This window comes from Pseudomonas baetica, from assembly GCF_019733355.1.
Taxonomy (GTDB): domain Bacteria; phylum Pseudomonadota; class Gammaproteobacteria; order Pseudomonadales; family Pseudomonadaceae; genus Aquipseudomonas; species Aquipseudomonas baetica_A.
Map to the genome: position 1 here is coordinate 14,444 of NZ_JAIHLQ010000051.1, position 22,488 is coordinate 36,931.

Genomic DNA, 22,488 nt, shown 5'->3' on the forward strand with positions numbered 1-22,488 from the left:
CACTGGACACCATTGCGGTGCCCGGCGAGGACCCCATGCAGGAGCGAGCCCGCTCTTGCATGGGGTGGTGGGTCATTAGCCTTTTTCGTCGATCCCTGCCTGCAGCGGCTGGCCGTCCAGATGACCGCTCAGGGTGACCGGGCCGACTTTCAGATTGCCGTTCTCAAAGGAAACCTTCGCTGCGTTTTCTTCCTTTTTCTGTGGCAGATCCAGCCCGGCTTTTACGCCGTAATCGAGGTTGCTCAGGTCGGTACTGCTGACCTTCGAACCCCCCAGATCAACCTTGCCTTCGCTCGCCGAAATCCGCGCGCCAGTGAGTTGCGTGGCGCCGCGAACAGTCAGATTCACACCTTGGCTAGCACTGATGCCGGAGGCTTGCTTCACGCCGTCCTTGTGCGCGTATTCACCCTGCGCTTTCAGCGTTGGCTTGTAGTCGGTGCCGGCAAGTTTTTCCTTGTCGCTGGGTGGGTTTTTCTTTGCTGTCAGACCCAGATCGACGTCGACCTTGGCGTGGGTCTGCGAGTCCTGACGGCTTTCGACACTCAGGTTACCGGCGACTTCACCGCCGACGTTCTTCGCCTCAATCCGCGCCCCCGCCAGTTGCGCATCACCCGCGCTATTCAACACCACGCTGTCAGCCTTGATCTGGCTGTTCTGCTGCGTGGTGCCTTGCAGGTAATCCACGCCAACCTTGGCCCCGGCATTAAAACCGTGATCGCTGCTGGCTTTTTCATCGGCTGATGTCGGCGTTTTGCTGCTCAGGTTGCCACCGGCATTCAGGGCCACGTTCCAGTTGTTGCGGCTGTCGGTGGACTGCGCCGACTCCTGCACATAACCGCCCTTCTGCGCGTCGATGCTGACGTTGGGTGCGCTGACTTGAGTGCCTTGCAGATGCACCGCATCACCGCTCAGTGTGACCGAAGTTTTGCTGTTGAGTTGACCACCGGTCAGGGTCTGCGAGTTCTCGTTGACCCGACCGATGTTGAAGTTGCCACTCAGACTACCGCCCTGATCACGGCTCTTTTCGCTGCTGGTTTTGCTGCCGCCGCCCTTCAAACCACCGCCCAGATTGCTGCCGGTGGCGGTGTGGGTGTCGCTGGCGGCTTGCAGATCAAGTTTGCCATCGGCATGCAAATCGATGGCGCCCGCGCTGTCGATTTTCGTGCCTTGCTGGATCTGATTACCGCCGCTGCTCAGTTGCACGCCATTGCCACTGATGCTCGCCACGTGGGCCTGAGTGTCAGTGGTTTGCTTGCCGCTGTGATCGAGTTGGAACCCGGCGCCGAGATCGACGTTGGTGCCATCGGTGCCCGGCAAGGTACCGACCGTCAGCGAAGCGTTGCCGCGCAGGCTGGACGTGTCGCTGCTCTGGCGATCATTGGCCTGATTGAGCGCCAGGTTGCCGTCAGTCTTGATGCTGACGCCGCCCTGCCCACCGTCGAAACGGCTGCCTTCGAACTGCGCGTCGCCGCCCACCTTGATGTTCACGCCCTGGTTGCCGGCATAAACGCCGACCACGGCGGTGGAGCTGTCCTTGCTGGACGCACTGCTGCCCCCCACGCCGCTGCCGGCAACGTTCACGTCTTCACCGGTTTTGGTGTAGACGCGCACGTCGACCTTGGCGTCCACGGTGTTATCGGTGCTGCTGTGGGTGTCGCTTGCCGCATCGGCGACCAGTTTGTCTGCCGTAATGTTCACCTTGCCGGCAGTGGCGTTGTACTCGGTGCCCTGATCGTGCAGCGTTCCAGCCACGTTGACGTCTACATTACCGCCCTCAAAACGGCTGACCACCGCGCTACTGGTTTGCTCGGTTTTGCTGGCACTGCCGTGGCCGACTGCGACGTCGATACCGACGTTCGGCTGACCGACATTAGCCAATGCATCCTTGTCCGGCAGCTTGCCGCCGAGCACGTCTTTGATGGCGCCGGCAATCGGCCGGGCGATGTCTTTGTATTCGACGTTGGCACCGATATCCGCCGACCAGTTGCTCTCGTTGTGGCTGCTGCTTTCGGTGTTGCTGGCGGCGCGGTTGTCGATTTCGTTGGCCGCGACATTCAGGCCGCTGCCAGCCTTTACTTGAGCGCCCTCGGTGGCGAGCTTGTCGGCATTGATCGTCAGGTGGACGCTGCTGTGCACGCTGCTGGTTTGCGCCGTGGTTTTGCTCGTGGTGTCTTGCGAAGTGCTGTGGGCGAAATCGACGCCACTGCCGGCACGGTCGAGGCCGCCGGTGTAGTAGAAGCCGCCACCCGTGCTGCTCTTGTCGGTGGAGGTTTTGTGGCTGTCCTGCTCGGCCAGCAACGACACGTTTTTACCGCTCAGGCTGGTGTCGCCGGCAGTGGATTTGACCTCGCTGCCCTTGATCGCCAGATCGCCGCCGGCCTTCACCTGCACGCTGCCACCGCTGAGGCTGGAGCCTTGCTGGGTGACGTCATTACGGGTCACCGTTTGCTGCTTGTCTTCGTAATGAATCCCGGCGCGATATTGCTCTGGCGTTTGCTCTTTCGCGTAAGCGTCGAAGCCGCGGGTCTGCGTGCTATAGGTGCTGTCGTGGGTGTTCTGCGCCGAATGCACGTTCACATCCCCCGCCGCATCGGCCGTCAGCGCGCCGTCAGCCTTGACCGTGGAACCGGCCACTTCGATGTCCTTGGCGCTTTTGAGCTTGAGGTTGCTGTCGGACACCAGTTCACTGCGCACCGTGGTGCTGTCCTTGGCGTTCTGGCGCGACTCGTCCTTGGTGATGCCGAAGAACTTGCTGTCCTTGTCGTGGTTGTTGCTGTGCGAGGTGTCCTGTACGCCGTCGATGACCAGCGAACCCTTGTCACTGATCACACTGGCGTCGGTGCCGCCACGCACCTGGCTGCCGCTGATGCGTACGTCGTCCGCCTTGACGATCAGTTTGCCGGCCGCGTTGATTGTGCTGCCCTGATGCTGGGTCTGGCCCTTGTCGGCGTCGCCGGTCTTGCCGAAGAAACCACCGCCGACCAGATCACCAGAGTAACTATTGTCGCTGCTGCGATGAGTGCGCGTGGCAGTGGCGATTTCCACTTGCTTGCCAGCCAGTTGCAGGTCGCCCGAGCTGTCCAGCTCGGCGCCTTCAGAACGCAACAACGCAGCGGTTTGCAAGGCGATGTTGCCAGCCTTCAACTGGGTGGTGACGCTGCGCTGCTCTTCGCTGCTGGTGTTCCAATTGGCTTTCCACAGGTGTTTGCGGTGGTTGCCTTGATCGGTCTGGGTGTGGCTTTCGGTGGCGGCGGTCAGGCGCAGATCGCCGCCGCTTTGCACGCTGAGATTGTTCGCTGCCTCGACCTTGGCGGCCTTCAATTCGGTGTCTTTGCCTGACGACAGTTTGGCGTCACGGCTGGCGATGATCTGGCTGCCATGCTGACGCGAATCAGTATCGGTTTGGGTGCGGTCGTAGGTTTCCCAGGTGATGCCGAGGGTGCTATTGCTCCAGTTCTCGCGCTTTTCCTGGAGCTTTCGGCTCTGGACCGTGGTCAAGGTCAGGTTGCGTTTGGCGTCGACCGTAACATCGCGGCCGCTTACATCGGTGGCGGCGAGGGTCAGATCCTTGCCGCTGTGCAAACCCACGTCGCCAGCGCTGCTGCGGATGCCCGCACGCGTCACTTCGAGGCTGTTGGGTACAGCTTCGCCGCTGACGCTGAGGTCACCGGCCGAACGAATCTGCACGCCGTCGCGCCCCGCAACTTGTACTGCACCAACCCTTACACCCGCACCTTCGGCCGTGCTGACGATATTGATGCGTCCAGCCTGCATCGCGCCAAACAGGCTGGCATCAATGCGTTGATCGCCGGTGTTGCCAGCAGGGTCTACGGTTTTCACTTGGCCGCTGGCGTAATCAACCTGATTGCGCCCGACCGTGAGGTTCAATTGATCGCGGGCATTGATCGCGCCCTGGCTGTCGATACGCGGCGCGATCAGGTTGATCGAGCCCTCGCCGTTACGCAGGCCGCCGCTCTGAATCTGCAACTGACCACTGGCGTCACGGGTACTCAAGGCCTGCAGTTTGCCGTCGTTCAATTCCGGGCGACCGACCACCAGATTAGCGTTCGGCGTGTTGATGAAACTGCCGCCATTCACCGAGATGCCGTTAGGGTTGGCCAACACATAGTCGGCAGCGCGACCGAAGATTTCCTGCGCACCGTTGATGGCCGAGGGGTTGCGGCTGATCACTTCGTTGAGGATCACGCTTGCCGCTTGACCTCGCAGTTGCGGGTTGGCCGCCAGTTGCCCGGCGAGTTGTGATTGCCCGGCCTGCAACGCGTTGTTGAGCACCAGGCCCTGACGATCGACGTTGTAGTCGAGGAACTGGTTGTGCGACAGACCCGAGCCGTTGGGCGCAACGATGTTGACGATGGGCACACCGCCCTGGGTTTGCAATTGCGCGGTGCCACCGGGGCCCGGGGCGACCACGACTCCGCCGGCCAATGCGCTTGGCAGGTGGATGGCGAAGAACAGGCTGGCAATCGCCCAGCGCAGTTTGCCCCGAGGAGAAAGATGAAATGCAAAGGTAGGTGCTGGCATAAAAACGTCTCCATGGAAGGACGGCATCACGTCACGCGATTTTTCTTGGCCGTGGCTGTCGCGCTCAGATCCGACGGCTGTTTGTTCACTGCTTGTTGGTTTAAACAAGGGTCATATCTGCACGCCCACGCGCATCAGCCAGGTGGGCGGCTCGTGCTGCAAACCGTTGGGAATGTTGAGGGCGCGCTGGTAATCGAGGTCCACTTGCAGGTTCTTCCAGCCCAGATTCAGCCCGACACTGGCGCCGCTGAGGCGTTGGCCCTGTGCGCCGTGATCGGCCTTGATCCAGCCATGGTCGAGGCCGACACGCGGGGTAATCTGCACCGGCCATTCGCTGCGCAGCGGCAGGCGCAACGTGTTGCGCCAGATCGCACCGCTGGCACCGGAGGCGCTGCTGACCCGATAACCGCGCACCGCCGAATCGTCGGTGCCGAGCAGTTGTTCGATGGCCGGCAGCGGATCGGGGCTGTACTGCACGTTGAGCTGGCTCTGCCACTGCCAGGCTTGCGCGCCGAGCTGACCGTTGCGCCATTGGCTGAGGCCGGCGCGGTACTTGCGAAACTGCGCCTTGGGCAGGTTGTTGACCTGATGCTGTGAGTCGTCATCGGCGCCGAACCAGCGCAGACCCTGGGCGTAATTGACATCGAGGTTCCACACCGCGCGGTCGAGCCAGAACAGATTCAGTCCGGCCTCGGCCACAGTCAGCGTCGGGCTCTGAATGCCCAGCCGGACGTTTTCCAGATAGCTGTCGACGTCCTTGTGCGCCAGTTGCAGGTTGGCGCTGAGCTGACGACTCTGGTCGCGCCACAACACGCGGTCGGCGCGCAGGCTGATCTGATCGGTGATGCCGGTGCTGTGAAAGGTCACGCTGGGCAATTTGAACGGCGCACGATATTCGGCATGGCTGGCGAACACGCTGTACGTCCAGTAACCATAAGGGATCGCGTAGTAGAGGCTGGCGTTGCGACTGTAGCGATCACCCTGGTTTACCGTGTCGCTGGCGCTGAGGCTCAACAGATCGTTGAGTTCCAAGGGGCTGTCGAGGCTCAGGCTGACGCTGTCGCGATCACGCCCGGTGCTGGCGCTGCCGAGGTTGTCGAGCCCGGCATTCAAGGCCCAACGCGACTGCCCAGAGGTGCGTGAACGCAAGATGATCCGCGAGGCGCCAGGCTGAGTGCCGGGGGCGATGTCGGCGGTGAGATCGATTGAGCGCAAACGGTTCAACTGATCCAGACCCTGCTCCAGATCGCGCAGGTTCAACGGTCCGCCGAGCATTCCCGGGAAGGCGCCGCCCAACGAAACCGGCAGGCTCTGATCAGCCAGTTCGATCGACTCGATGTAGCCTTCGTCGACCACGATATCCAGCGACTGCCCTGCCGCCGGGGCGCTGCTCAGGTAGGGGCGACTGGCGATGTAGCCCTTCTCGACGTAGATCGCAGTGATGGTCGCCAGCAGATGATTGATCTGGCCGACGCCCATGCAGGGCGCCAACAGCGGTTTGATGCGTGCGTTGAGCTTGGCGCTGTCGATCAGCGTGACGCCGCCGATGCGCGTGCCGCTGAGTGGCCAGCAACGCTCATCGGGGGTGATGGTTTGGGGAATGGCTGGGGTTACCGACGCGGGGCCGAAAGCGCCGCGCTCCAGTTGCCGCTTTCTTTGTTCCAGTTGCAGTTGTTGCAAATCGCGCTGTTGCTGTTGTTGCTGGCGCAATACTTCCTGGCCCGGCGCGACAGGTTCGGCAGCTTCAAGCGAGGAGGCACACACGCTCAACACAAAGGCCGACAGCAGCGGGCAAAGCGTGAATCGACGACGATAAACAACGTGGAACGAATACGGCACGCAACTTCCTTGCGATCATCAAATGGCGCAATGCCACCCTATCAATGATCGTGATAGTCGGAGCCCTCCTACACAAATGCAAGACGCTTCCTACATCGCTTACACTTCTTAAACAATTGATTTACTAGCGTTGAATGTCAGCAGCAACGCCACGCCGCTGCACACTATCAGGGTTTCCCCGAGTGCCTGCGACCAACCGGCGAGCATCAATCCCGCGCCAATCAGCAGGTAATAAAGCAGCCCTAACAACGCCCCTGCGGTGCCCAGGCGATCCGTGTAATTGACCAGCGCCGAACCAAGGATATTCGGAATCGCCATACCGAACGCCAGCACCACCAGCAACATGGGCAAGATGAACGCACCGCTGTCCTGCATCGCCCAAACACCTGCACCACCGAGCAAACCGCTCAGTGCGGCGAGTCGAATCAATTGCAGCGCGTTGAAACCGCGGCGCAGCAGACGTTTGTTCAGCCATGCTCCAAAACCTGAGCCAAGCGCGAGAATCACGCCGCTGTAGCCGAACATGCTTGCGCTCAAACCAAGACGCTCAAACACAAAGGGGCCGAGACTGTAATAACTGAACAGTGACACGTTGAACAAGGCGATCCACAAGGCCGAGCGCCAGATCCCAACGTCATGCACCATGCGCCCAAGGGTTTCGAACAGGCCCACGCTGGACAATGGTTGCGCACGAGTTTCCGGCAAGGCGCGCCAACTCCACAGCCACAAAGCCACTGCAATCAGCAACAGCGCACCGAGTACGCCGCGATAGCCAAACCCTTGAACCAGCACCGCTCCGGTGAACAGCCCTAGCGCCGGACTGGCTGCCAGTGCCATGCCCACCAGCGAAAACACCTGCGCCAGTTCTGCGCCTTGAAAGCGGTCGCGCAACAGGGTTTGGGTCACCACAGAACCGACAGCGGCGCCAAATGCCGCCAAGGCTTGGGCGATCAATAATCCCTGGAAACTCTGCACGCTCAAGCCGATCACGCAAGCCACCGCGTAGATCGCCAAACCGGCAAGCATCGACGGGCGCCGACCGATCCGGTCGCACACCCTCCCCCACGTCACCACGCCAAAGGCAAACGCCAGGAAATACACCGACAAGGTCTGCGCAGCCGCTTGCGGGCCAACGCCAAACGCACGGCCGATATCGCCGAGCGCCGGGCTGTAGAGGGTCTGGGCAATTTGCGGAAACATCAGCAGCGCAATCGCCAACACCAATAAATGTCTGTTGTTCATCTCACCGTTACTCCTCATACAAAAACTGCCGAGGAGTTTAGGGAGCAACGAATGACGTATTATCAAAATCCTGACAACTTATCGTTGATATCGGACAAACCATGGCCTGGCTCAATGCCCACACGAATTTTGACCCTGATCGCTATTGCGCGTCGGTCATCGGCATCGCCTCCAGCCTGGGCGGCGATCACGATTCCGGTCTACACCGCCATCAACGCGGGCAACTGCTTTACACCCGCCAGGGCTGCACCCGTATCACCCTGGCGCAGCAGTTGTGTTTGCTGCCACCGTCGCGGGCCGCTTGGATTCCGCCCGGTGTCATCCATCGCGCGGTGATGCAACAGAGCGTGGATTACCGCTCCATCTACCTGACTCCCGAACTGTGCCGTGAATTACCGCAACGGGTGTGCGTGATTGAAGTCAGCCCGCTGCTGCGTGCGGTGCTGGAACCGATGGCATTGGCAGATTTCGACAGCGATTGGCAGCAAGGTAAATTCGTTCATCTATTGGGTCTGTGCGTGAGCGAGATTCGCGAGGCAGCACAGCACCCCATGCTCTTGCCCCTGCCCCGGGACAAGCGCCTGACGGCACTGCTGGCGACACCGGAAAAACTGCCACCGGAACTGCAAATGCTGGAACGTCAGATCGGCGCCAGCAGCCGCACCATTGGCCGGATCTTCCAGCGCGAGACCGGTATGAGCTATCAGCAATGGCGCCAGCAGTGGCGCCTGATGCGCGCCATGGAATTGCTCGCCACCGGGCGCAGCCTCGGTTATTGCGGTTTTGAATTAGGCTTTGCCAGCGACAGCGCCTTCATCGCGTTTTTCAAAGCCATGACCGGAAGCACGCCCGGCCATTGGCTCAAGTAAGCACCTGAAAATGCCTGGCGCCACGCTCAATGACCGCGCCCACAAGGCATTGCGGATAGGCCTCAGGCCTGCGGGGTTTTACGGAAGCCCACAGCCAGTCGGTTCCAACTGTTGATGGTGCTGATCGCAACGGTCAGGTCGACCATTTCCTTGGGCGAGAACTGCGCCGCGACGACTTCGTAATCTTCGTCCGGGGCGTGGGTCAGGCTCAGCTGCGTCAACGACTCAGTCCACAGCAGTGCGGCGCGCTCACGGTCGCTGAAGAACGGCGCTTCACGCCATGCGGTCACGGCGAACAGGCGACGTGGAGTTTCGCCACCCTTGATCGCATCAGCGGTGTGCATGTCGATGCAGAACGCGCAGCCGTTGATTTGCGAAGCACGCAGTTTGACCAGTTCAACCAAAGGCTTTTCCAGCGGCAACTTGGACACGGCAGTTTCCAGGGCAATCATCGCTTTCAGGGCGTCGGGGGAAGCAGTGTAGAAATCGGTACGAGCTTTCATGGTGGGTTTCCGGGGCGAGTGAATGTGTGACTACGTTAGCCCCGGCGCGTGGTTCGACAAATAGCCAATATTCCAGAAGAACAGGAGGCCACTCAGACGTGAGGTGGCGACCTACAGCAAGCAGGTGATCGACTTAGCGGTCGGATCGCATCAGTTCTGCAATAGCACCATCCATCGACAGCACGGCCGCACGATTGCGCCCGGCATTTTTCGCCTGATACAGCGCCGCGTCCGCCCGCTGAATAAACACTTCGGGGTCGTCATTGCCACTTGGAATGAAGGCGTAACAGCCCAGGCTCACGGTGAGGTATTCGGTCGGTGATCCGCTGTGGATGATGTGTTTGTCGATCACGCTGCGACGAATCTGCCCGGCAATCGCCAATGCACCGTTGATATCGGTGTCCGGTAACAGCACCGCGAACTCTTCGCCGCCGTAGCGCACCGCCAGATCGGTCTTGCGCTGACAGCAAGCCTTGAGCACTTGGGCGACTTGTGTCAGGCAATGGTCACCCGCGACATGGCCATAGGCATCGTTGTAGCGTTTGAAAAAATCGATATCGAGCATGATCAGGCTTAGCGGGCTGACCTGCCGGGCCCCTCGGGCAAATTCGATCTCCAGCGAGCGCTCGAACAGGCGCCGATTGGCCAGCCCGGTAAGGCTGTCGTGGGTCGCGATCTGCTCCAGCGCCTGTTGCGCCTTGCGCAGGTTTTTCTCGATCCGCTCACCGTCGCGCACCTGGTGGATGAACACCCACCCGAAAAGACCGACGCCGAGCATTACCAGCGCAATGATCACGCTGGACTGAAACGCCCGCCCGTACCACCCCTTGAGAATCGTGTCGCGCGACGTCCCGGCGGCAACCACCAGCGGATACGACGCCAGTTGCCGGTAACCGTACAAACGCTCCAGCCCATCGACCACCGAATTGATCATCGCAGTGCCAGACGGGGCTTGGGGCAGCAACGTCTGATAAATGCTGCCTTGCGCCAACGAAGAACCGATCAGGTTTTCGTCAAACGGTCGACGTGCGAGCAAGGTGCCGTCGGTCAGGCCGAGAAACATGATGCCTTTGTCATCGAGGCTGAAGCTTTCGAAGAACCGGTCGAAGTACGACATCTTGATCCCGGCCATCAACACACCCTGAAAATGGCCGGCCCGATCGTTGACCCGTTTGGAGATCGGGATGATCCACTCGCCGTTCTCACGGCTGCGAATCGCCCGGCCGATGTGCGCCTGCCTCGAGGCATTCTGTTGATGAAACCGGAAATATTCGCGGTCGGCGACGTCCTTGCCAATGGGCAAGTCAGGGTACGAGGTAATCAACCACTGCCCCTTGCTGTCGAACAGGAACATGCCATGCAACTGCTCAAGTTGCTGCACTCGCCGAGCGAACGTCTTCTGCAACCGAGGTTTTTGCGCGGCGCCGTAACCATCGTCCTCAACCCAGTCAACCAGACCGGTCAGCACCAGATCCGCCGCCAGGAACGTGTCCTCGGCTTGCTGCGCCATCGCCCGTGTCAGGTTACTCGACGCCACCTGCGCCACCGCCAGATCCTGACGCCGCGACTGCTCCAGTTGCAGATACAACAACCCGAACAGGCACAAACACACCGCCACGATAAACAGCACCGCAGCTTTGCGTAACGGCAAGCGCTTGAGCGTGCCGGGGACATGATGCGGATCGTGAACGGGGATAGGCAAAAGCGTGTCCTGGACAGGTACGACAGGGGCACTAAGCCCGAAATCCTTGTGTTTTGTGAGCGTAGTTCACGGGTATGCACGGGGCAAACGCCCCGCTCCCGCCCAGTTGTATCGGCGCACAGTGGATTTGGATGATCGCCGTTCGAATATTTATTTTCGCTTTCTGGTTTCGGCGGTGTTGCCAGAGCTTGAGGTGTATAAGGATTTGCCGGATCCGGCGCCGAAGAACTGGCGTTGGTCAGTCGCAAGAGAGTGTGAAGGGGTGGATGCGAGAATCTTGATGTTGCAGACCTGAAAAATCTTCAAGCAAAAAAAGGCGCCCATTCAGGCGCCGTTCCTTGAGCCATTGCCGATCACATCACCGCGATGGCGGAACCCGAATATCCCCTGCCCGGCACTGAGTTTTCACACCCTTGCCACAGGCGCCAGGCTGTAAGTCTTTACCCATGCACACACGCACTTCCGACAATTCCGGGCCGCTGCAAATCACCGCGATGCCATCCGCCGCAATCCCAGGGTTAGCCTTGCGGAACAAGTCGGAAATCTCCTGCGCCTCAAAGTAATAGGACGTATTGAACGGTTGCAACTCTTGCGGGATTTTCACAGCGCCCACCGCTTTATCCGCCGCATCCAGATAGCCCATCGCGCCGAGACCACTGCACGTGCCATGTTTCGACCATTCGTGATCAAGCAATTTCCGGGTCGGGAACAGCGTCATGCCCTTGCTGCTCTGCGCTGCCGACAGCGTGGCCATCGGCGGGCAGGATTCTGGCCAGCCGCCCTTGGCGTATTGCGGCCACAGACCATGCAGCACGAAACCGTAACCTTTGCCGGAACACTGCACATCGTCCTTGTGTGTAAGGCAAAACGTCGGCGACCAGGACAACGACAGCAGGTAGTAATCAAACACCCCCGCCACTGATTCCGCTTGCACCTTGCTGGCCTGGGATTGGCGCGCTGAACTCAGGCCGATACTACCGGCCGTCAGCGCAATCACCGCCAAAATTGTAAACAGCTTTTTCATATACCCGCTCCTTGGGACGCCTGCGTCCGTGGTTTCCGATCCTGACCAGACTGGGTCAGCCATGATTTCGACACGCTTGTGTTGCAAGCGCATGACGCAACGCAACGCTGTACCCCGTTGAAAGGTCTACGATTAATAAGCAGACATCAAACACAGGGATCCGAAATGAGTAAAGCAGACGAACTCGCCGCGAAGCTCCAGCAAACGCGGCACACCCAAGCGGACGACATTACCTGCGCGGAACTGGAGATCGATTGCTGGCCGGCGCAGGTCTATGACCTGTACCACCGCATTGAAGCGTGGCTGCAACCGGTGACCGAAGTCGGCCTGAAAATTCGGCGCAACCCTACCCACGTTTGCGAAAGTTCGCCCGACGGCCAAACCCATGATTACGCCATCGACCAACTGATGATCGAGGCCAACCACCACAGCCTCACGTTTGATCCCATCGCACGCTTTACCGAGGATGGTTGCGGTCGTGTGCAGATTACCCTGCCAGGCAAAGACACGTCCCTGCTGCGCACCGTCGATGAGCACCACGAAAGCCATTGGTGGTTGCAGCCTATGGAAACCGGGCAGCAATTGGATGCGATTGCACTGACGGAAAACAACCTGTTGCAGGTGGTGCAGGAAGGGTTGGGGCTGTAGGGCCATCGCTGAAACTGTCAAAACTGTAATCTGCCCCTCAGCCTACTGAAAGCTGGCACTGGTTAGCCTCCCCGTCATGGATCACACGGGAACTCATCGCGCATGCCTTCCAACACCTCAAGACGCACCTTCGTCAAAGGCCTGGCCGCCGGCGGTTTGCTCGGTGGCCTCGGCCTCTGGCGCGCACCGGTCTGGGCGCTGAACAGCCCCGGACTGCTCAACGAACTGAGCGGCAGCGAGTTCGAGTTGTTCATCGGCGAAACCTCGGTCAACTTCACCGGCAAGCCGCGCAATGCGATGACCATCAACGGCAGTCTTCCCGGTCCCCTGCTGCGCTGGCGCGAAGGCGATACGGTGACGCTGCGGGTGCGCAATAGGCTCAAGGACAGCACCTCGATTCACTGGCACGGCATTCTGTTGCCGACCAACATGGACGGTGTGCCGGGCTTGAGTTTTCACGGCATTGAGCCGGACGGCATGTACGTCTATCAGTTCAAGATTCGGCAGAACGGCACCTACTGGTACCACAGCCACTCAGGGCTTCAGGAGCAAGCGGGCGTGTATGGGCCGTTGGTGATCGAGGCGAAGGATCCCGAGCCATTCCAGTACGACCGCGACTACGTGGTGATGCTCAGCGACTGGACCGATGAAGACCCGGTCCACCTGATGAAGACCCTGAAAAAACAATCTGACTACTACAACTTCCACAAACGCACCGTCGGCGACTTCGTCAACGACGTCAGCACAAACGGTTGGGAGGCCACCGTCGCTGATCGCAAGATGTGGGCGCAAATGAACATGAACCCCACTGATATCGCCGACGTCAGTGGCGCCACATACACCTTCCTGATGAACGGGCTCGCGCCCGACACAAACTGGACCGGTCTGTTCCGCCCCGGCGAAAAACTGCGGTTACGCCTGATCAACGGCTCGGCCATGAGCTATTTCGACGTGCGCATTCCAGGACTGAAAATGACGGTGGTCGCCGCCGACGGTCTGTACGTCAAACCGGTTGTAGTCGATGAACTGCGCATCGCGGTGGCGGAAACCTACGACGTGATCGTCGAACCTGACGCAGAGGTCTATACACTCTTCGCCCAAGCCATGGATCGGACCGGTTACGCTCGAGGCACCCTTGCGACTCGCGCAGGTTTGTCGGCCCCGGTGCCAGCGCTGGATCCACGACCGTTGGTATCGATGGACGACATGGGCATGGGCGGGATGGATCACGGTTCGATGGACATGAGCGTCATGGATCACTCGGCCATGGGGCCGATGCAAGCGCATCCCGACAGCGAAAAGAACAACCCGCTGGTGGATATGCAAGCTATGACCACCGCGCCGAAACTCAACGACCCCGGCATCGGCCTGCGCAACAACGGCCGCCGCGTGCTGACCTATGCCGACCTGCGCAGCACCTTCGAAGACCCGGACGGCCGCGACCCGGGCCGCACCATCGAGTTGCACCTCACCGGCCATATGGAAAAGTTTGCCTGGTCGTTCAACGGCATCAAGTTCTCCGATGCCGAGCCGCTGCGCCTCAAGTACGGCGAGCGCATTCGCCTGGTGCTGGTTAACGACACGATGATGACGCACCCGATCCATCTGCACGGCATGTGGAGTGATCTGGAAGACGAAAACGGCGACTTCCAGGTTCGCAAACACACCATCGACATGCCACCCGGCACACGTCGCAGCTATCGCGTCACTGCCGACGCACTCGGCCGCTGGGCCTATCACTGCCATCTCCTGTACCACATGGAAATGGGCATGTTCCGCGAAGTACGGGTGGAAGAATGAAGGGGCTGATCATGACTCGATTCACCGCGTTGTCCTTGCTGCTAATCGGCAGCTCGGCCATGGCCGCCAGCGAGATGCAGGGCATGGATCACAGTCAGATGCCCGGCATGGATCATTCGTCGCTGCAAAGCATGGACGACGGCATGATGCAGCCCGCCGCCCCGCCTGAAAGTCGCACACCGATTCCCGCGCTGACCGACGCCGACCGCGCCGCCGTGTTCAAAAGCCCAGGCGGCCATCAAGTGCATGACAGTGCGATGAACAGCTACTTCCTTGCCGACAAACTCGAATGGCAGGACGCCGATGATGCCAGCAAGTTGGCCTGGGATCTGTCCGGTTGGATCGGTGGCGACATCGATCGGCTGTGGTTGCGCTCCGAAGGCGAACGCAGCAACGGCAAGACTGAGAACGCCGAGATTCAGGCCTTGTGGGGCCACGCGATTTCGCCGTGGTGGGACGTGGTCAGCGGGGTGCGCCAGGACTTCAAACCCGGCGCGCCACAAACTTGGGCTGCGTTCGGTTTACAGGGCATGGCGTTGTACAACTTCGAGGCCAAGGCCACCGCGTTTATCGGTGAAGGTGGCCAAAGTGCGGTTCGGCTGGAGGGTGACTACGACATTCTGCTGACCAATCGCCTGATTCTGCAGCCCACAGCCGAAGTTAACGTCTACGGCAAAAACGATCCGCAACGGGGTATCGGCTCCGGCCTGTCAAACACCGAAGCCGGCCTGCGCCTGCGCTATGAAATCCGCCGTGAATTTGCTCCCTACATCGGTGTGACCTGGAACCGCACCTACGGCAACACCGCCGAATACGCACGAGAGGAAGGCGAGGATCGCAGTGAAGCGCGCCTCGTCCTTGGCGTGCGGCTGTGGTTCTGACACCCTCCATTCAACACCCAGACAATCACCGCCAAAGAGCGGTAAGAGGCCTTGCATGCGCACATTGAAAACCGCCGTAACACTCGCCACCGGCCTGCTCCTTAGCAGCTTGGCCCAGGCCCATCCGAAACTGCTCTCGTCGACCCCGGCCGAAGGTGCGGACGGCGCGACACCCGGCAAGATCGAATTGCACTTCTCGGAAAACCTGATGACCCAATTCTCCGGTGCCAAACTGGTCATGACCGAAATGCCCGGCATGGCCCATTCACCGATGCCGATGAAAGCCAAAGTCAGCGCCGGCAGCGACCCGAAAGCCATGTTCATCACTCCGCTCGACCCGTTGCCGGCCGGCACCTACAAAGTCGAATGGCGCGCGGTGTCTTCAGACACCCACCCGATCACCGGCAACGTCACGTTTAAAGTGAAGTAAGCGATGGGCGACCTGAGCAACATCATCCTGCGACTGGTGTTGTATGTGGACTTGCTGCTGTTGTTCGGGGTGGCGCTCTTTGGGGTGTATAGCGTTAATGCGGTGCTGCCGTTTCGGCCGATGTTGCGCGCCATGGCGCTGCTCGGGATATTGCTGTCGCTGGCTGGAGGCCTGCTGATGACCAGCGCCATGAGTGGGGAAACCGAGCTCTCAGCGCTGTGGCCGCATCTGCAAATGATGCTGTTTGAAACAGACATGGGGCTGGCGTGGGCCGCGCGGGTGTGTGCGCTGATCGTCGTGGTGATCAGCCCGGGGTTGTGGATCGCGTCGATTGCCGGCGCAATCGCCCTCGCCTCGCTGGCCTGGAGCGGGCATGGAGCGATGGACGAAGAATGGCGGCGGATCTGGCATTTCCTCAGCGACATCCTACACCTGCTGGCTGCTGGGGCATGGTTTGGCGCACTGCTGGCGCTGGTGTTGATGGCTCGGAGGCACGTTGATGAAACGCGTCTTCGACAGTTGGCTTATGCCGTCAAACGTTTCGAATCAGTAGGCGCAGTGATTGTGCTGACGCTCACTGTGACAGGCGTGGTGAATTACCTCTTCATCGTCGGCCCGAAACTCGATGACGTGTTACTCGGCACTTACGGGATACTGCTCGCGGTCAAGGTATTGCTGTTCGGGGGTATGCTGGTATTAGCGGCGCTGAATCGCTTTCACTTGGGACCGTTGCTGCAACAGTCTCTGCGCGATGGCCGGCATCTCATAGCCGCGAATGCTCTGAGGCGTAGTGTTTTGCTTGAGTTGGCAATTGCACTGCTAATCGTGGGGCTGGTTGGATGGCTCGGCACCTTGAGTCCAGAGCCGGGATGACACACGGCAAAGGCTTTCACTACACTGGGCAAACTTTCCCTGCATAAGCCCGATCACCATGACAAAGCTAAAAAGCACGATGATCTTCTGCGGCCTACTGACCCTGACCGCAGGCGCTCACGCTGAGCCAAACTCCTCACACCTCGACACCCTCCAGCAACAAGGCCAACTGCGCGTCTGCACCACCGGCGACTACAAGCCCTACACCTTCAAACGCGACGACGGCGAATACGAAGGCATCGACATCAGTATGGCGCGCTCGCTGGCCGAGAGCCTCGGCGTCAAAGTCCAATGGGTGCAGACCACTTGGAAAACCCTGATGCCCGACATGCAGGCCGGTAAGTGCGACATCGGCATGGGCGGGATTTCGGTGACCCTGGAACGGCAGAAAAAGGCCTATTTCAGCAACACCCTCGACGTCGACGGCAAGATCCCGCTGGTGCGCTGCGCCGATCAATCCAAATATCAGACCCTCGAACAGATCAACCAGCCCAACGTGAGACTGGTCGAGCCTGCCGGCGGCACCAACGAAGCCTTCGTTCACGCCTTCCTGCCCAAGGCGCAACTGGCCCTGCACGACAACGTGACGATCTTTGAGCAACTGCTCGACAACAAGGCCGACGTGATGATCACCGACGCCTCGGAAGCGCGTTATCAGCAGAAGCTCAAACCTGGTTTGTGTGCGGTCAACCCGCACCAATTCATGCAGTACGGGGAAAAAGCCTACCTGCTACCGCGCGATGACATTAGCTGGAAACTGTACGTCGATCAGTGGCTGCATCTGAGCAAGGTCACTGGCCAATATCAGAAAGTGCTGAGTGAATGGATTGCCGTAACACCTGAGCAGTAACCATCAGTCGTCATGCAACAGGCCGGAGCTGTATTGGTTGAAGCTGTTAGCCATATTGCTCCCGCCAAACTTCAAGGTGTTGGCATTACGCCCCTGCGGCGACTGACAGTCGCTGGAGAAACAACTTGTCGTGGTCAACCCTCCCGCCCCCGAACACGCACTCAACACCGACACAGCCGCAATCAACAGCACTTTGACGACGTTCAGACTCATGGCACGACTCCCCTCGGGATGAAAAGCAACGATCTTGTGTCAGCATCCTAGGCCCGCGCCGTCCCCGGTAACATGAAACTTTCGTGATCGACAGCGCCGGTTCAGACTCACAGCGCCAGACAAGGACATCAGCATGCAATTTCTTCCCTTGACCGAAGCCAGCCCCGACCTCCAGGCGCACGTCCGCCACCTGCGCAATCAGCAAGACGTGCGCAAATACATGTACACATCCCACGAAATCACCGAACAGGAACATGCCAACTGGCTGGCCTCCTTGCAGGCGAACCCACGGCAGCAGGTGTTTGTAGTGATCAAGGATCAACAAGCGGCCGGGGTTGTTTCGTTGAATGCGATCAATGCAATGCACAAAACCGCCGATTGGGCGTTTTATCTGGATGTCAGATTGCAGGGTAAAGGACTGGGCAGTGTTGTTGAGTTCTGGATGCTGGATTACGCCTTTGAAGTCGCGGGGCTTGAAAAGCTGAATTGCGAAGTGCTGGCGATGAATTCGGGGGTGGTCAAAATGCACCAGAAGTTCGGGTTCGAAGTGGAGGGCGTGCGGCGACAGAACGTGGTGAAAGATGGGGTGCGAGTTGACGTCGTGTTGTTGGGGATTACCAAAGCTGAGTGGCTACACAAACGCGCGGCGCTGGCCCCCGTTATGGAGCGGATCAGTGCGAGCTGAAAGAGCTCAGCGCTTGAGCCACGCACCCTTGGGAATCTGCGCCAGTGACTTGAAAGCAGGTTTGGCGAACCAGAAACCCTGCATCAGATAAATGCCGCAATCAGCGAGAAAATCTCTTTCCTGCGCCTCTTCTATGCCCTCGGCGATCACCTCGACGCCCAACTCTCTACACATGTTCACGACGTTACGCACGATGGTCTGACGAACTCGGTCAAGGTGGATATCCCGGATCAACGCCATATCCAGCTTGATCAAGTCCGGCTGAAAGTCCGCCAATAAGTTAAGACCGGAATAGCCTGCACCAAAGTCGTCGATCGCCGTCTTGAAACCAAACTCACGGTACTCACGCAAGATGTTCGTCAGATGGCTGTTCTTTTCAACGTGCTCGCCCTCAACCGCCTCGAAGATCAAACGATCCAGCGGGAACCCGTGAGCGCGCGCCGCTTCAAGCGTGCTGCGAATGCACAATTCCGGACGGTAAACAGCATTCGGCAAAAAGTTGATCGACAGGTACTCGGTCATACCTAACTGAGCCGCCGTGGAAATAGCCCGAACACGACACAGTTGATCGAATCGATAACGATTTTGATCGTCTACCTGCTCCAGAACTGACAACGCGCCCTCACCATTCACGCCGCGAACCAAGGCTTCATGGGCAAAGGTTGTTTGATCGCGCAGATCCACAATGGGCTGAAACGCAAAGGCGAATTCCAGATCCGGCGCGCCTTTGTTTTTACAGCCCTGGCAGCCGCCGGGTGAGGCGGATGTTTTTGGAAAGTCGGTCATGACGCCCCCTGATAATGGGTTGCAACCGTCCGTGGTGATAAATGAAGAAACAGCGCTTGAGCCGGGTTATCTGCCAACCCAAGCATCACTGTAGCCCAACGGCGCCTGAATATTTGAAGGTGCCGTGGACTGATCGTTCGCATAATCAGGTGCGGAAATGCGCAGTCATTCGCTGCAAGTCCTGCCCCAGCGACGCCAGCTCAATCGTCGCTGCCGCACTCTCTTCGCTGGCAACCGCCGACTGGTCGGCCACATCACGCACGCTGACGATGCTGCGATTAATCTCGTCGGCCACGGCACTTTGCTGCTCGGCAGCGGCCGAGATCTGCAGGCTCATTTCCTGAATCGTACCGATGGACTGATTGATCTCGGTAATCGCCAACTCGGCTTTTTGCGCCAACACCACCGTATCGAGGGTGCGCTCGCGGCTGGAGGCCATCAGCGTAGAGGCCGCTTGCGTGCCTTGTTGCAGGGTAATGATCAGTGCCTCGATTTCCTTGGTCGAGTCCTGTGTGCGCTGGGCCAGCGAGCGTACTTCGTCTGCTACCACGGCGAATCCACGTCCTTGCTCACCCGCCCGCGCTGCTTCGATAGCGGCATTCAACGCCAGCAAATTGGTCTGTTCGGCGACGGCCTTGATCACATCGATCACTTTACCGATCTGCTCACTGTCCTGAGACAGCACGTTCATCGCACCGCCCAACGCTTCAATGGCCACAGCGAGCTCACTGATCTGCACCGTCGCCTGTTTCACCACCGTACTGCCGTGGCGCGCCTGTTGATCGGCCAACGTCGCGGCCGCGGACGCATCGGTGGTGTTACGCGCAACTTCCTGCACCGTCGAGGCCATTTCGTGCATCGCCGTGGCGACTTGATCGACTTCACTTTTTTGCTGACGAACACCCGCGCTGGTCTGCTCGCTCATCGCCGAAAGTTTTTCCGCCGAGGTCGAAATATGCGTGACACCATTGCCGATGCCTTGCACCAACGTGTTCAGGTTCTGCGCCATGTCTTGCATCGCGTTTTGCAGATCGCCCAACTCATCTTTGCGATTTGATTTGGCCTGTACCGTCAGATCGCCCTTGGCAATTCGTCGAGCCAGATCAACCGTCAATGCCAGCGGCGCAGTGATCTGGCGCGAGATAACCACCGAAGCGAACAACCCGACCAACAGCGCCAACAGGGTCAACACCGCCATCTGAATAAACGCTGAGCGCTGATCTTCAAGCGCCAGGCGCTGCTGGGTATCCATCAGACCGTTCATGATGCTGTCCATCGCCTTGCTTTCCTGATCGACCTGCTGACGCATGCTCTGCTTCTGCGCAAACAGCCCGGCCACTTCCACCAAGACGTCGCGATAACGACGCATCCCGGCGTACGCTTCTTCAACCTGGCTCGACAGGGTCGCCGGCAAACGGGTACGCGCTTCAGTGATATCGCTCAGGAACGTGTCGGTCGTCGCCATAAGCACATTTTTGTTCACCTCATTCGGCACCGCGATGTAGCGACGCAACATCAGGCGAAACAGGGTCATGCCGTTGCGCAAGTCAGCCACCGTACGTAACTCCCGAACGCGCTCGCTATCGGCTGACGCCAGAGCGCTGGTTGTGGTGCTTTCAAGCATCCCGGCAAACGTGTCTGCGTACTTGTCGGACAGCGCACTCAGCGGTTTCAAGGCATTCGTCGTCGACTTGTCGGCATCGATCAGCCGCTTCACCTTTTCATCATAGGCAAGGATAGACGCTTGCAAAGCCTTCAAGGCTTGTTGGTTTTCGGCACGCGTCAACGTTTCCAGTGCCCTGCCCACCAAGCCCTGCAAGACATTGAGCTGAGCGTGATAAGAATCAACGAAAGCAGCGTCAGCCGCAGCTTCGTACTGTTTTTCGGACAATCGCATATTTTGCGTAGCGTCATTCAACGTGCCAATCAGGCGCGTCGTACTCAAGCGATCAACCAGCACGTTGTTGCTGTTATAGCCAATGAAAGCAACGGCCAAAACAGCCAGCAAAAGAATGCCGAAACCGGTTCCCAGCTTGCGGGAAACCTTGATGTCACCCAGGAAATTCGATGCTACTGCCATATTCAGCCTCAAACGCCCTGACGCGAAACGTCAGGCACAAAAAATAGATCTTCGGCAACTGCAGTCACCGTCCAGATATTCGGGGGTCGTCATCCAAGGCGTGTTACGGAACACTCCAGCTGTCCCGGAAATGCAAAATGCGATGCTGTTGATGCATCAAAGAGAAACCCGACGCGAGCATCGGCAGACAAACCAACACGTCGCAAACAGGGTGCCTGCACGCAAGGTTGATCGATTCAGCAAAGGTATCTGGAAGGGATGCTATAAACTTTAGGAAAACTTGTACAACTTTTTATTTTTGTATAATCATTGAACTTTTAGAAGCGCGTGATGACGCATTGCCATCACGCAATATGGCACATCGCTACTGGCGCAAAACGATGCTGAAAATGTCGACTACCGCTCCCATGACAGCACAAACAGCGGTAACCAGAACGCCGACGACCTGATCTCAAGCATCGACGAACTGTGCTGGCGTCACTAAGGCCGCACCGCCGGCGTGACCTAAGCAGTACTCGAAGCCAACCCCGAGCAGCCAAGACGTTTTTCACCCGCAAGGTAGAGCGGACATGAATTACCAACATCATCAGGCCCAGCCATGAACAACCCCGACCGACTGTTGATTTTCATCGACAATGGCAAGGTTAGTTACATCGCCGCGCAGACGCTCTCTTTCGAATACAGTTTCGATCTGCAAGTCATCTTCATCGACTTCGCCGGTCATCCCGACAGCGTCATGTTGCACTTGTTTGGTTGGTTGAGCGTCCACCAATCCGAGTTGCTGGAGAACCTCAGCAAAGCCGCGGATGGCATTCAGTTCGAGGCAGACATTCTCGAGCCTGACTTTGCCCCTGATCGAGCGCGTAGTGTTGGGCAAAGACGATTAGGGCAACACCACTATCCGTCATTCAGGGGAACTCCAACGAACTGCCAAATTCCTCATCCGAACTGGATACCTGGCGCTCAGGGCACCGGTAGCGAATGGGGGCTACCGAAATGACCAACCAACGCTGGAGGATTGGGCAGCAGGATTGCTCGGACAGCTTGAACCGGCATCACGCAACAAGCTGGCCCGCAGTCTCGGTCAAGCGTTGCGACGCAGCCAGCGGCAACAAATCATTCAAATACGCGCTGCGGAAAAAGCATAAATTGCGCGGAAAGGATTGCGCCGAGCGCATGACGACAGAGGTGCGTTATGAACAGCGTGAGGTGCTGGGCTTTACAGATGCCAACCTTGATTTAATCAAAAATGGATTGCTCAGACACCTCATGCAGACTTCCTTTACAAACGTGTAGTTATTGGTTTTTTCCGAGCAAGAAAGTATTTAACCTGCAGCCCGGCATCAACATCAATATTTACCCCTAGCGCATAGTCCCCGCTAGGGAAACTCTGAAAAAGGTTTCAAAATCTGGTGAAATATCTCCCATCACATGAGCTGAACGGTTGATCCCCCCATGAAGCAGATTTCTTTCGCCGATGCCGAGTACGCAGGTAAACGTAAGCGAACCCGCCGTGAGATT

At 58.7% G+C, this 22,488-nt stretch carries 18 protein-coding genes and 2 pseudogenes; 10 read left to right on the top strand and 10 right to left on the bottom strand.

Translation table 11 applies throughout. The features are described 5' to 3' along the window. Positions 1–75: 75 nt before the first annotated feature. The 3 genes from K5E40_RS30130 to K5E40_RS30140 all read right to left on the bottom strand — a co-directional run bounded on the left by K5E40_RS30130 (position 76) and on the right by K5E40_RS30140 (position 7,623). Entirely contained in the window at positions 76–4,542 is a 4,467-nt protein-coding gene (locus K5E40_RS30130; protein WP_221733842.1) for a hemagglutinin repeat-containing protein, read from the bottom strand. 111 nt (positions 4,543–4,653) lie between these two features. Next, positions 4,654–6,381 carry a ShlB/FhaC/HecB family hemolysin secretion/activation protein gene (locus tag K5E40_RS30135; RefSeq protein WP_221733843.1) on the bottom strand — a complete coding sequence of 576 codons (1,728 nt, stop codon included), beginning with the start codon at positions 6,379–6,381 and terminating at the stop codon, positions 4,654–4,656. A gap of 108 nt (positions 6,382–6,489) precedes the next feature. After that, positions 6,490–7,623, bottom strand: a complete 1,134-nt coding sequence (locus K5E40_RS30140; protein WP_221733844.1) for an MFS transporter — start codon at positions 7,621–7,623, stop codon at positions 6,490–6,492. Positions 7,624–7,724: 101 nt separating this feature from the next. Between K5E40_RS30140 and K5E40_RS30145 the strand changes: the two genes are divergently transcribed. Further along, the gene (locus K5E40_RS30145) at positions 7,725–8,492 is read left to right on the top strand and encodes a helix-turn-helix transcriptional regulator (RefSeq protein WP_221733845.1); all 768 of its coding nucleotides are present in this window, start codon (positions 7,725–7,727) and stop codon (positions 8,490–8,492) included. 62 nt (positions 8,493–8,554) lie between these two features. On the opposite strand, the gene K5E40_RS30150 is transcribed toward K5E40_RS30145, so the two are convergent. The 3 genes from K5E40_RS30150 to K5E40_RS30160 all read right to left on the bottom strand — a co-directional run bounded on the left by K5E40_RS30150 (position 8,555) and on the right by K5E40_RS30160 (position 11,721). After that, positions 8,555–8,995: a carboxymuconolactone decarboxylase family protein gene (locus tag K5E40_RS30150; protein WP_221733846.1), complete on the bottom strand. Its 441-nt coding sequence runs from the start codon at positions 8,993–8,995 to the stop codon at positions 8,555–8,557. A gap of 133 nt (positions 8,996–9,128) precedes the next feature. Beyond that, the gene (locus K5E40_RS30155; RefSeq protein ID WP_221733847.1) at positions 9,129–10,697 is read right to left on the bottom strand and encodes a diguanylate cyclase; all 1,569 of its coding nucleotides are present in this window, start codon (positions 10,695–10,697) and stop codon (positions 9,129–9,131) included. A gap of 358 nt (positions 10,698–11,055) precedes the next feature. Continuing rightward, positions 11,056–11,721, bottom strand: a complete 666-nt coding sequence (locus K5E40_RS30160) for a ribonuclease T2 (protein WP_221733848.1) — start codon at positions 11,719–11,721, stop codon at positions 11,056–11,058. Between the two features lie 165 nt (positions 11,722–11,886). Between K5E40_RS30160 and K5E40_RS30165 the strand changes: the two genes are divergently transcribed. The 6 genes from K5E40_RS30165 to K5E40_RS30190 all read left to right on the top strand — a co-directional run bounded on the left by K5E40_RS30165 (position 11,887) and on the right by K5E40_RS30190 (position 17,203). Continuing rightward, positions 11,887–12,369 carry a hypothetical protein gene (locus tag K5E40_RS30165; protein ID WP_221733849.1) on the top strand — a complete coding sequence of 161 codons (483 nt, stop codon included), beginning with the start codon at positions 11,887–11,889 and terminating at the stop codon, positions 12,367–12,369. A gap of 102 nt (positions 12,370–12,471) precedes the next feature. Beyond that, positions 12,472–14,169 (top strand): copper resistance system multicopper oxidase, encoded by a 1,698-nt coding sequence (locus tag K5E40_RS30170; RefSeq protein WP_221733850.1) that lies wholly within the window; start codon positions 12,472–12,474, stop codon positions 14,167–14,169. An 11-nt stretch (positions 14,170–14,180) separates the two neighbouring features. After that, positions 14,181–15,050 carry a copper resistance protein B gene (locus K5E40_RS30175; protein WP_221733851.1) on the top strand — a complete coding sequence of 290 codons (870 nt, stop codon included), beginning with the start codon at positions 14,181–14,183 and terminating at the stop codon, positions 15,048–15,050. 55 nt (positions 15,051–15,105) lie between these two features. Further along, the gene (gene copC / locus K5E40_RS30180) at positions 15,106–15,480 is read left to right on the top strand and encodes a copper homeostasis periplasmic binding protein CopC (protein WP_221733852.1); all 375 of its coding nucleotides are present in this window, start codon (positions 15,106–15,108) and stop codon (positions 15,478–15,480) included. 3 nt (positions 15,481–15,483) lie between these two features. Continuing rightward, positions 15,484–16,353 (top strand): copper homeostasis membrane protein CopD, encoded by an 870-nt coding sequence (gene copD, locus K5E40_RS30185; protein ID WP_221733853.1) that lies wholly within the window; start codon positions 15,484–15,486, stop codon positions 16,351–16,353. Positions 16,354–16,411: 58 nt separating this feature from the next. Beyond that, complete coding sequence (locus K5E40_RS30190) at positions 16,412–17,203, top strand: transporter substrate-binding domain-containing protein (RefSeq protein WP_221733854.1); 792 nt, start codon at positions 16,412–16,414, stop codon at positions 17,201–17,203. A gap of 3 nt (positions 17,204–17,206) precedes the next feature. Here K5E40_RS30190 and K5E40_RS30195 read toward each other — a convergent pair whose 3' ends face one another. Next, the gene (locus K5E40_RS30195) at positions 17,207–17,416 is read right to left on the bottom strand and encodes a hypothetical protein (RefSeq protein ID WP_221733855.1); all 210 of its coding nucleotides are present in this window, start codon (positions 17,414–17,416) and stop codon (positions 17,207–17,209) included. A gap of 133 nt (positions 17,417–17,549) precedes the next feature. On the opposite strand from K5E40_RS30195, the gene pseH reads away from it, so the two are divergent. Continuing rightward, a complete protein-coding gene (pseH, locus tag K5E40_RS30200; protein ID WP_221733856.1) occupies positions 17,550–18,101 on the top strand; it encodes a UDP-4-amino-4,6-dideoxy-N-acetyl-beta-L-altrosamine N-acetyltransferase in 552 nt (183 codons plus the stop codon). A 6-nt stretch (positions 18,102–18,107) separates the two neighbouring features. Here pseH and K5E40_RS30205 read toward each other — a convergent pair whose 3' ends face one another. The 3 genes and pseudogenes from K5E40_RS30205 to K5E40_RS35815 all read right to left on the bottom strand — a co-directional run. Further along, positions 18,108–18,887: an EAL domain-containing protein gene (locus K5E40_RS30205; protein WP_221733857.1), complete on the bottom strand. Its 780-nt coding sequence runs from the start codon at positions 18,885–18,887 to the stop codon at positions 18,108–18,110. Between the two features lie 145 nt (positions 18,888–19,032). Next, positions 19,033–19,905: a methyl-accepting chemotaxis protein gene (locus K5E40_RS35810; RefSeq protein ID WP_409339157.1), complete on the bottom strand. Its 873-nt coding sequence runs from the start codon at positions 19,903–19,905 to the stop codon at positions 19,033–19,035. Continuing rightward, positions 19,891–20,967: pseudogene (locus K5E40_RS35815) on the bottom strand (methyl-accepting chemotaxis protein); the annotation flags it as partial. The pseudogene K5E40_RS35815 and the gene K5E40_RS35810, both read right to left, overlap by 15 nt. Before the next feature lie 598 nt (positions 20,968–21,565). On the opposite strand from K5E40_RS35815, the pseudogene K5E40_RS30215 reads away from it, so the two are divergent. Together K5E40_RS30215 and K5E40_RS30220 are read left to right on the top strand one after the other, a co-directional pair. Next, positions 21,566–21,967 (top strand): annotated as a pseudogene (locus K5E40_RS30215) (phage tail protein). Beyond that, a complete protein-coding gene (locus K5E40_RS30220) occupies positions 21,964–22,263 on the top strand; it encodes a hypothetical protein (protein ID WP_409339156.1) in 300 nt (99 codons plus the stop codon). Before K5E40_RS30215 ends, K5E40_RS30220 begins: the two are co-directional and overlap by 4 nt. Positions 22,264–22,488: the final 225 nt, after the last annotated feature.

Excerpts from the sequence above, each read along its gene's own strand:
- copC (WP_221733852.1), top strand. The coding sequence starts at position 15,106 with ATGCGCACATTGAAAACCGCCGTAACACTCGCCACCGGCCTGCTCCTT.
- K5E40_RS30175 (WP_221733851.1), top strand. The coding sequence starts at position 14,181 with ATGACTCGATTCACCGCGTTGTCCTTGCTGCTAATCGGCAGCTCGGCC.
- K5E40_RS30140 (WP_221733844.1), bottom strand. The coding sequence starts at position 7,623 with ATGAACAACAGACATTTATTGGTGTTGGCGATTGCGCTGCTGATGTTT.
- K5E40_RS30145 (WP_221733845.1), top strand. The coding sequence starts at position 7,725 with ATGGCCTGGCTCAATGCCCACACGAATTTTGACCCTGATCGCTATTGC.
- K5E40_RS35810 (WP_409339157.1), bottom strand. The coding sequence starts at position 19,905 with ATGCAAGACATGGCGCAGAACCTGAACACGTTGGTGCAAGGCATCGGC.
- K5E40_RS30150 (WP_221733846.1), bottom strand. The coding sequence starts at position 8,995 with ATGAAAGCTCGTACCGATTTCTACACTGCTTCCCCCGACGCCCTGAAA.
- K5E40_RS30220 (WP_409339156.1), top strand. The coding sequence starts at position 21,964 with ATGACCAACCAACGCTGGAGGATTGGGCAGCAGGATTGCTCGGACAGC.
- K5E40_RS30190 (WP_221733854.1), top strand. The coding sequence starts at position 16,412 with ATGACAAAGCTAAAAAGCACGATGATCTTCTGCGGCCTACTGACCCTG.
- K5E40_RS30165 (WP_221733849.1), top strand. The coding sequence starts at position 11,887 with ATGAGTAAAGCAGACGAACTCGCCGCGAAGCTCCAGCAAACGCGGCAC.
- K5E40_RS30205 (WP_221733857.1), bottom strand. The coding sequence starts at position 18,887 with ATGACCGACTTTCCAAAAACATCCGCCTCACCCGGCGGCTGCCAGGGC.
- K5E40_RS30195 (WP_221733855.1), bottom strand. The coding sequence starts at position 17,416 with ATGAGTCTGAACGTCGTCAAAGTGCTGTTGATTGCGGCTGTGTCGGTG.
- copD (WP_221733853.1), top strand. The coding sequence starts at position 15,484 with ATGGGCGACCTGAGCAACATCATCCTGCGACTGGTGTTGTATGTGGAC.
- K5E40_RS30130 (WP_221733842.1), bottom strand. The coding sequence starts at position 4,542 with ATGCCAGCACCTACCTTTGCATTTCATCTTTCTCCTCGGGGCAAACTG.
- K5E40_RS30160 (WP_221733848.1), bottom strand. The coding sequence starts at position 11,721 with ATGAAAAAGCTGTTTACAATTTTGGCGGTGATTGCGCTGACGGCCGGT.
- K5E40_RS30170 (WP_221733850.1), top strand. The coding sequence starts at position 12,472 with ATGCCTTCCAACACCTCAAGACGCACCTTCGTCAAAGGCCTGGCCGCC.
- pseH (WP_221733856.1), top strand. The coding sequence starts at position 17,550 with ATGCAATTTCTTCCCTTGACCGAAGCCAGCCCCGACCTCCAGGCGCAC.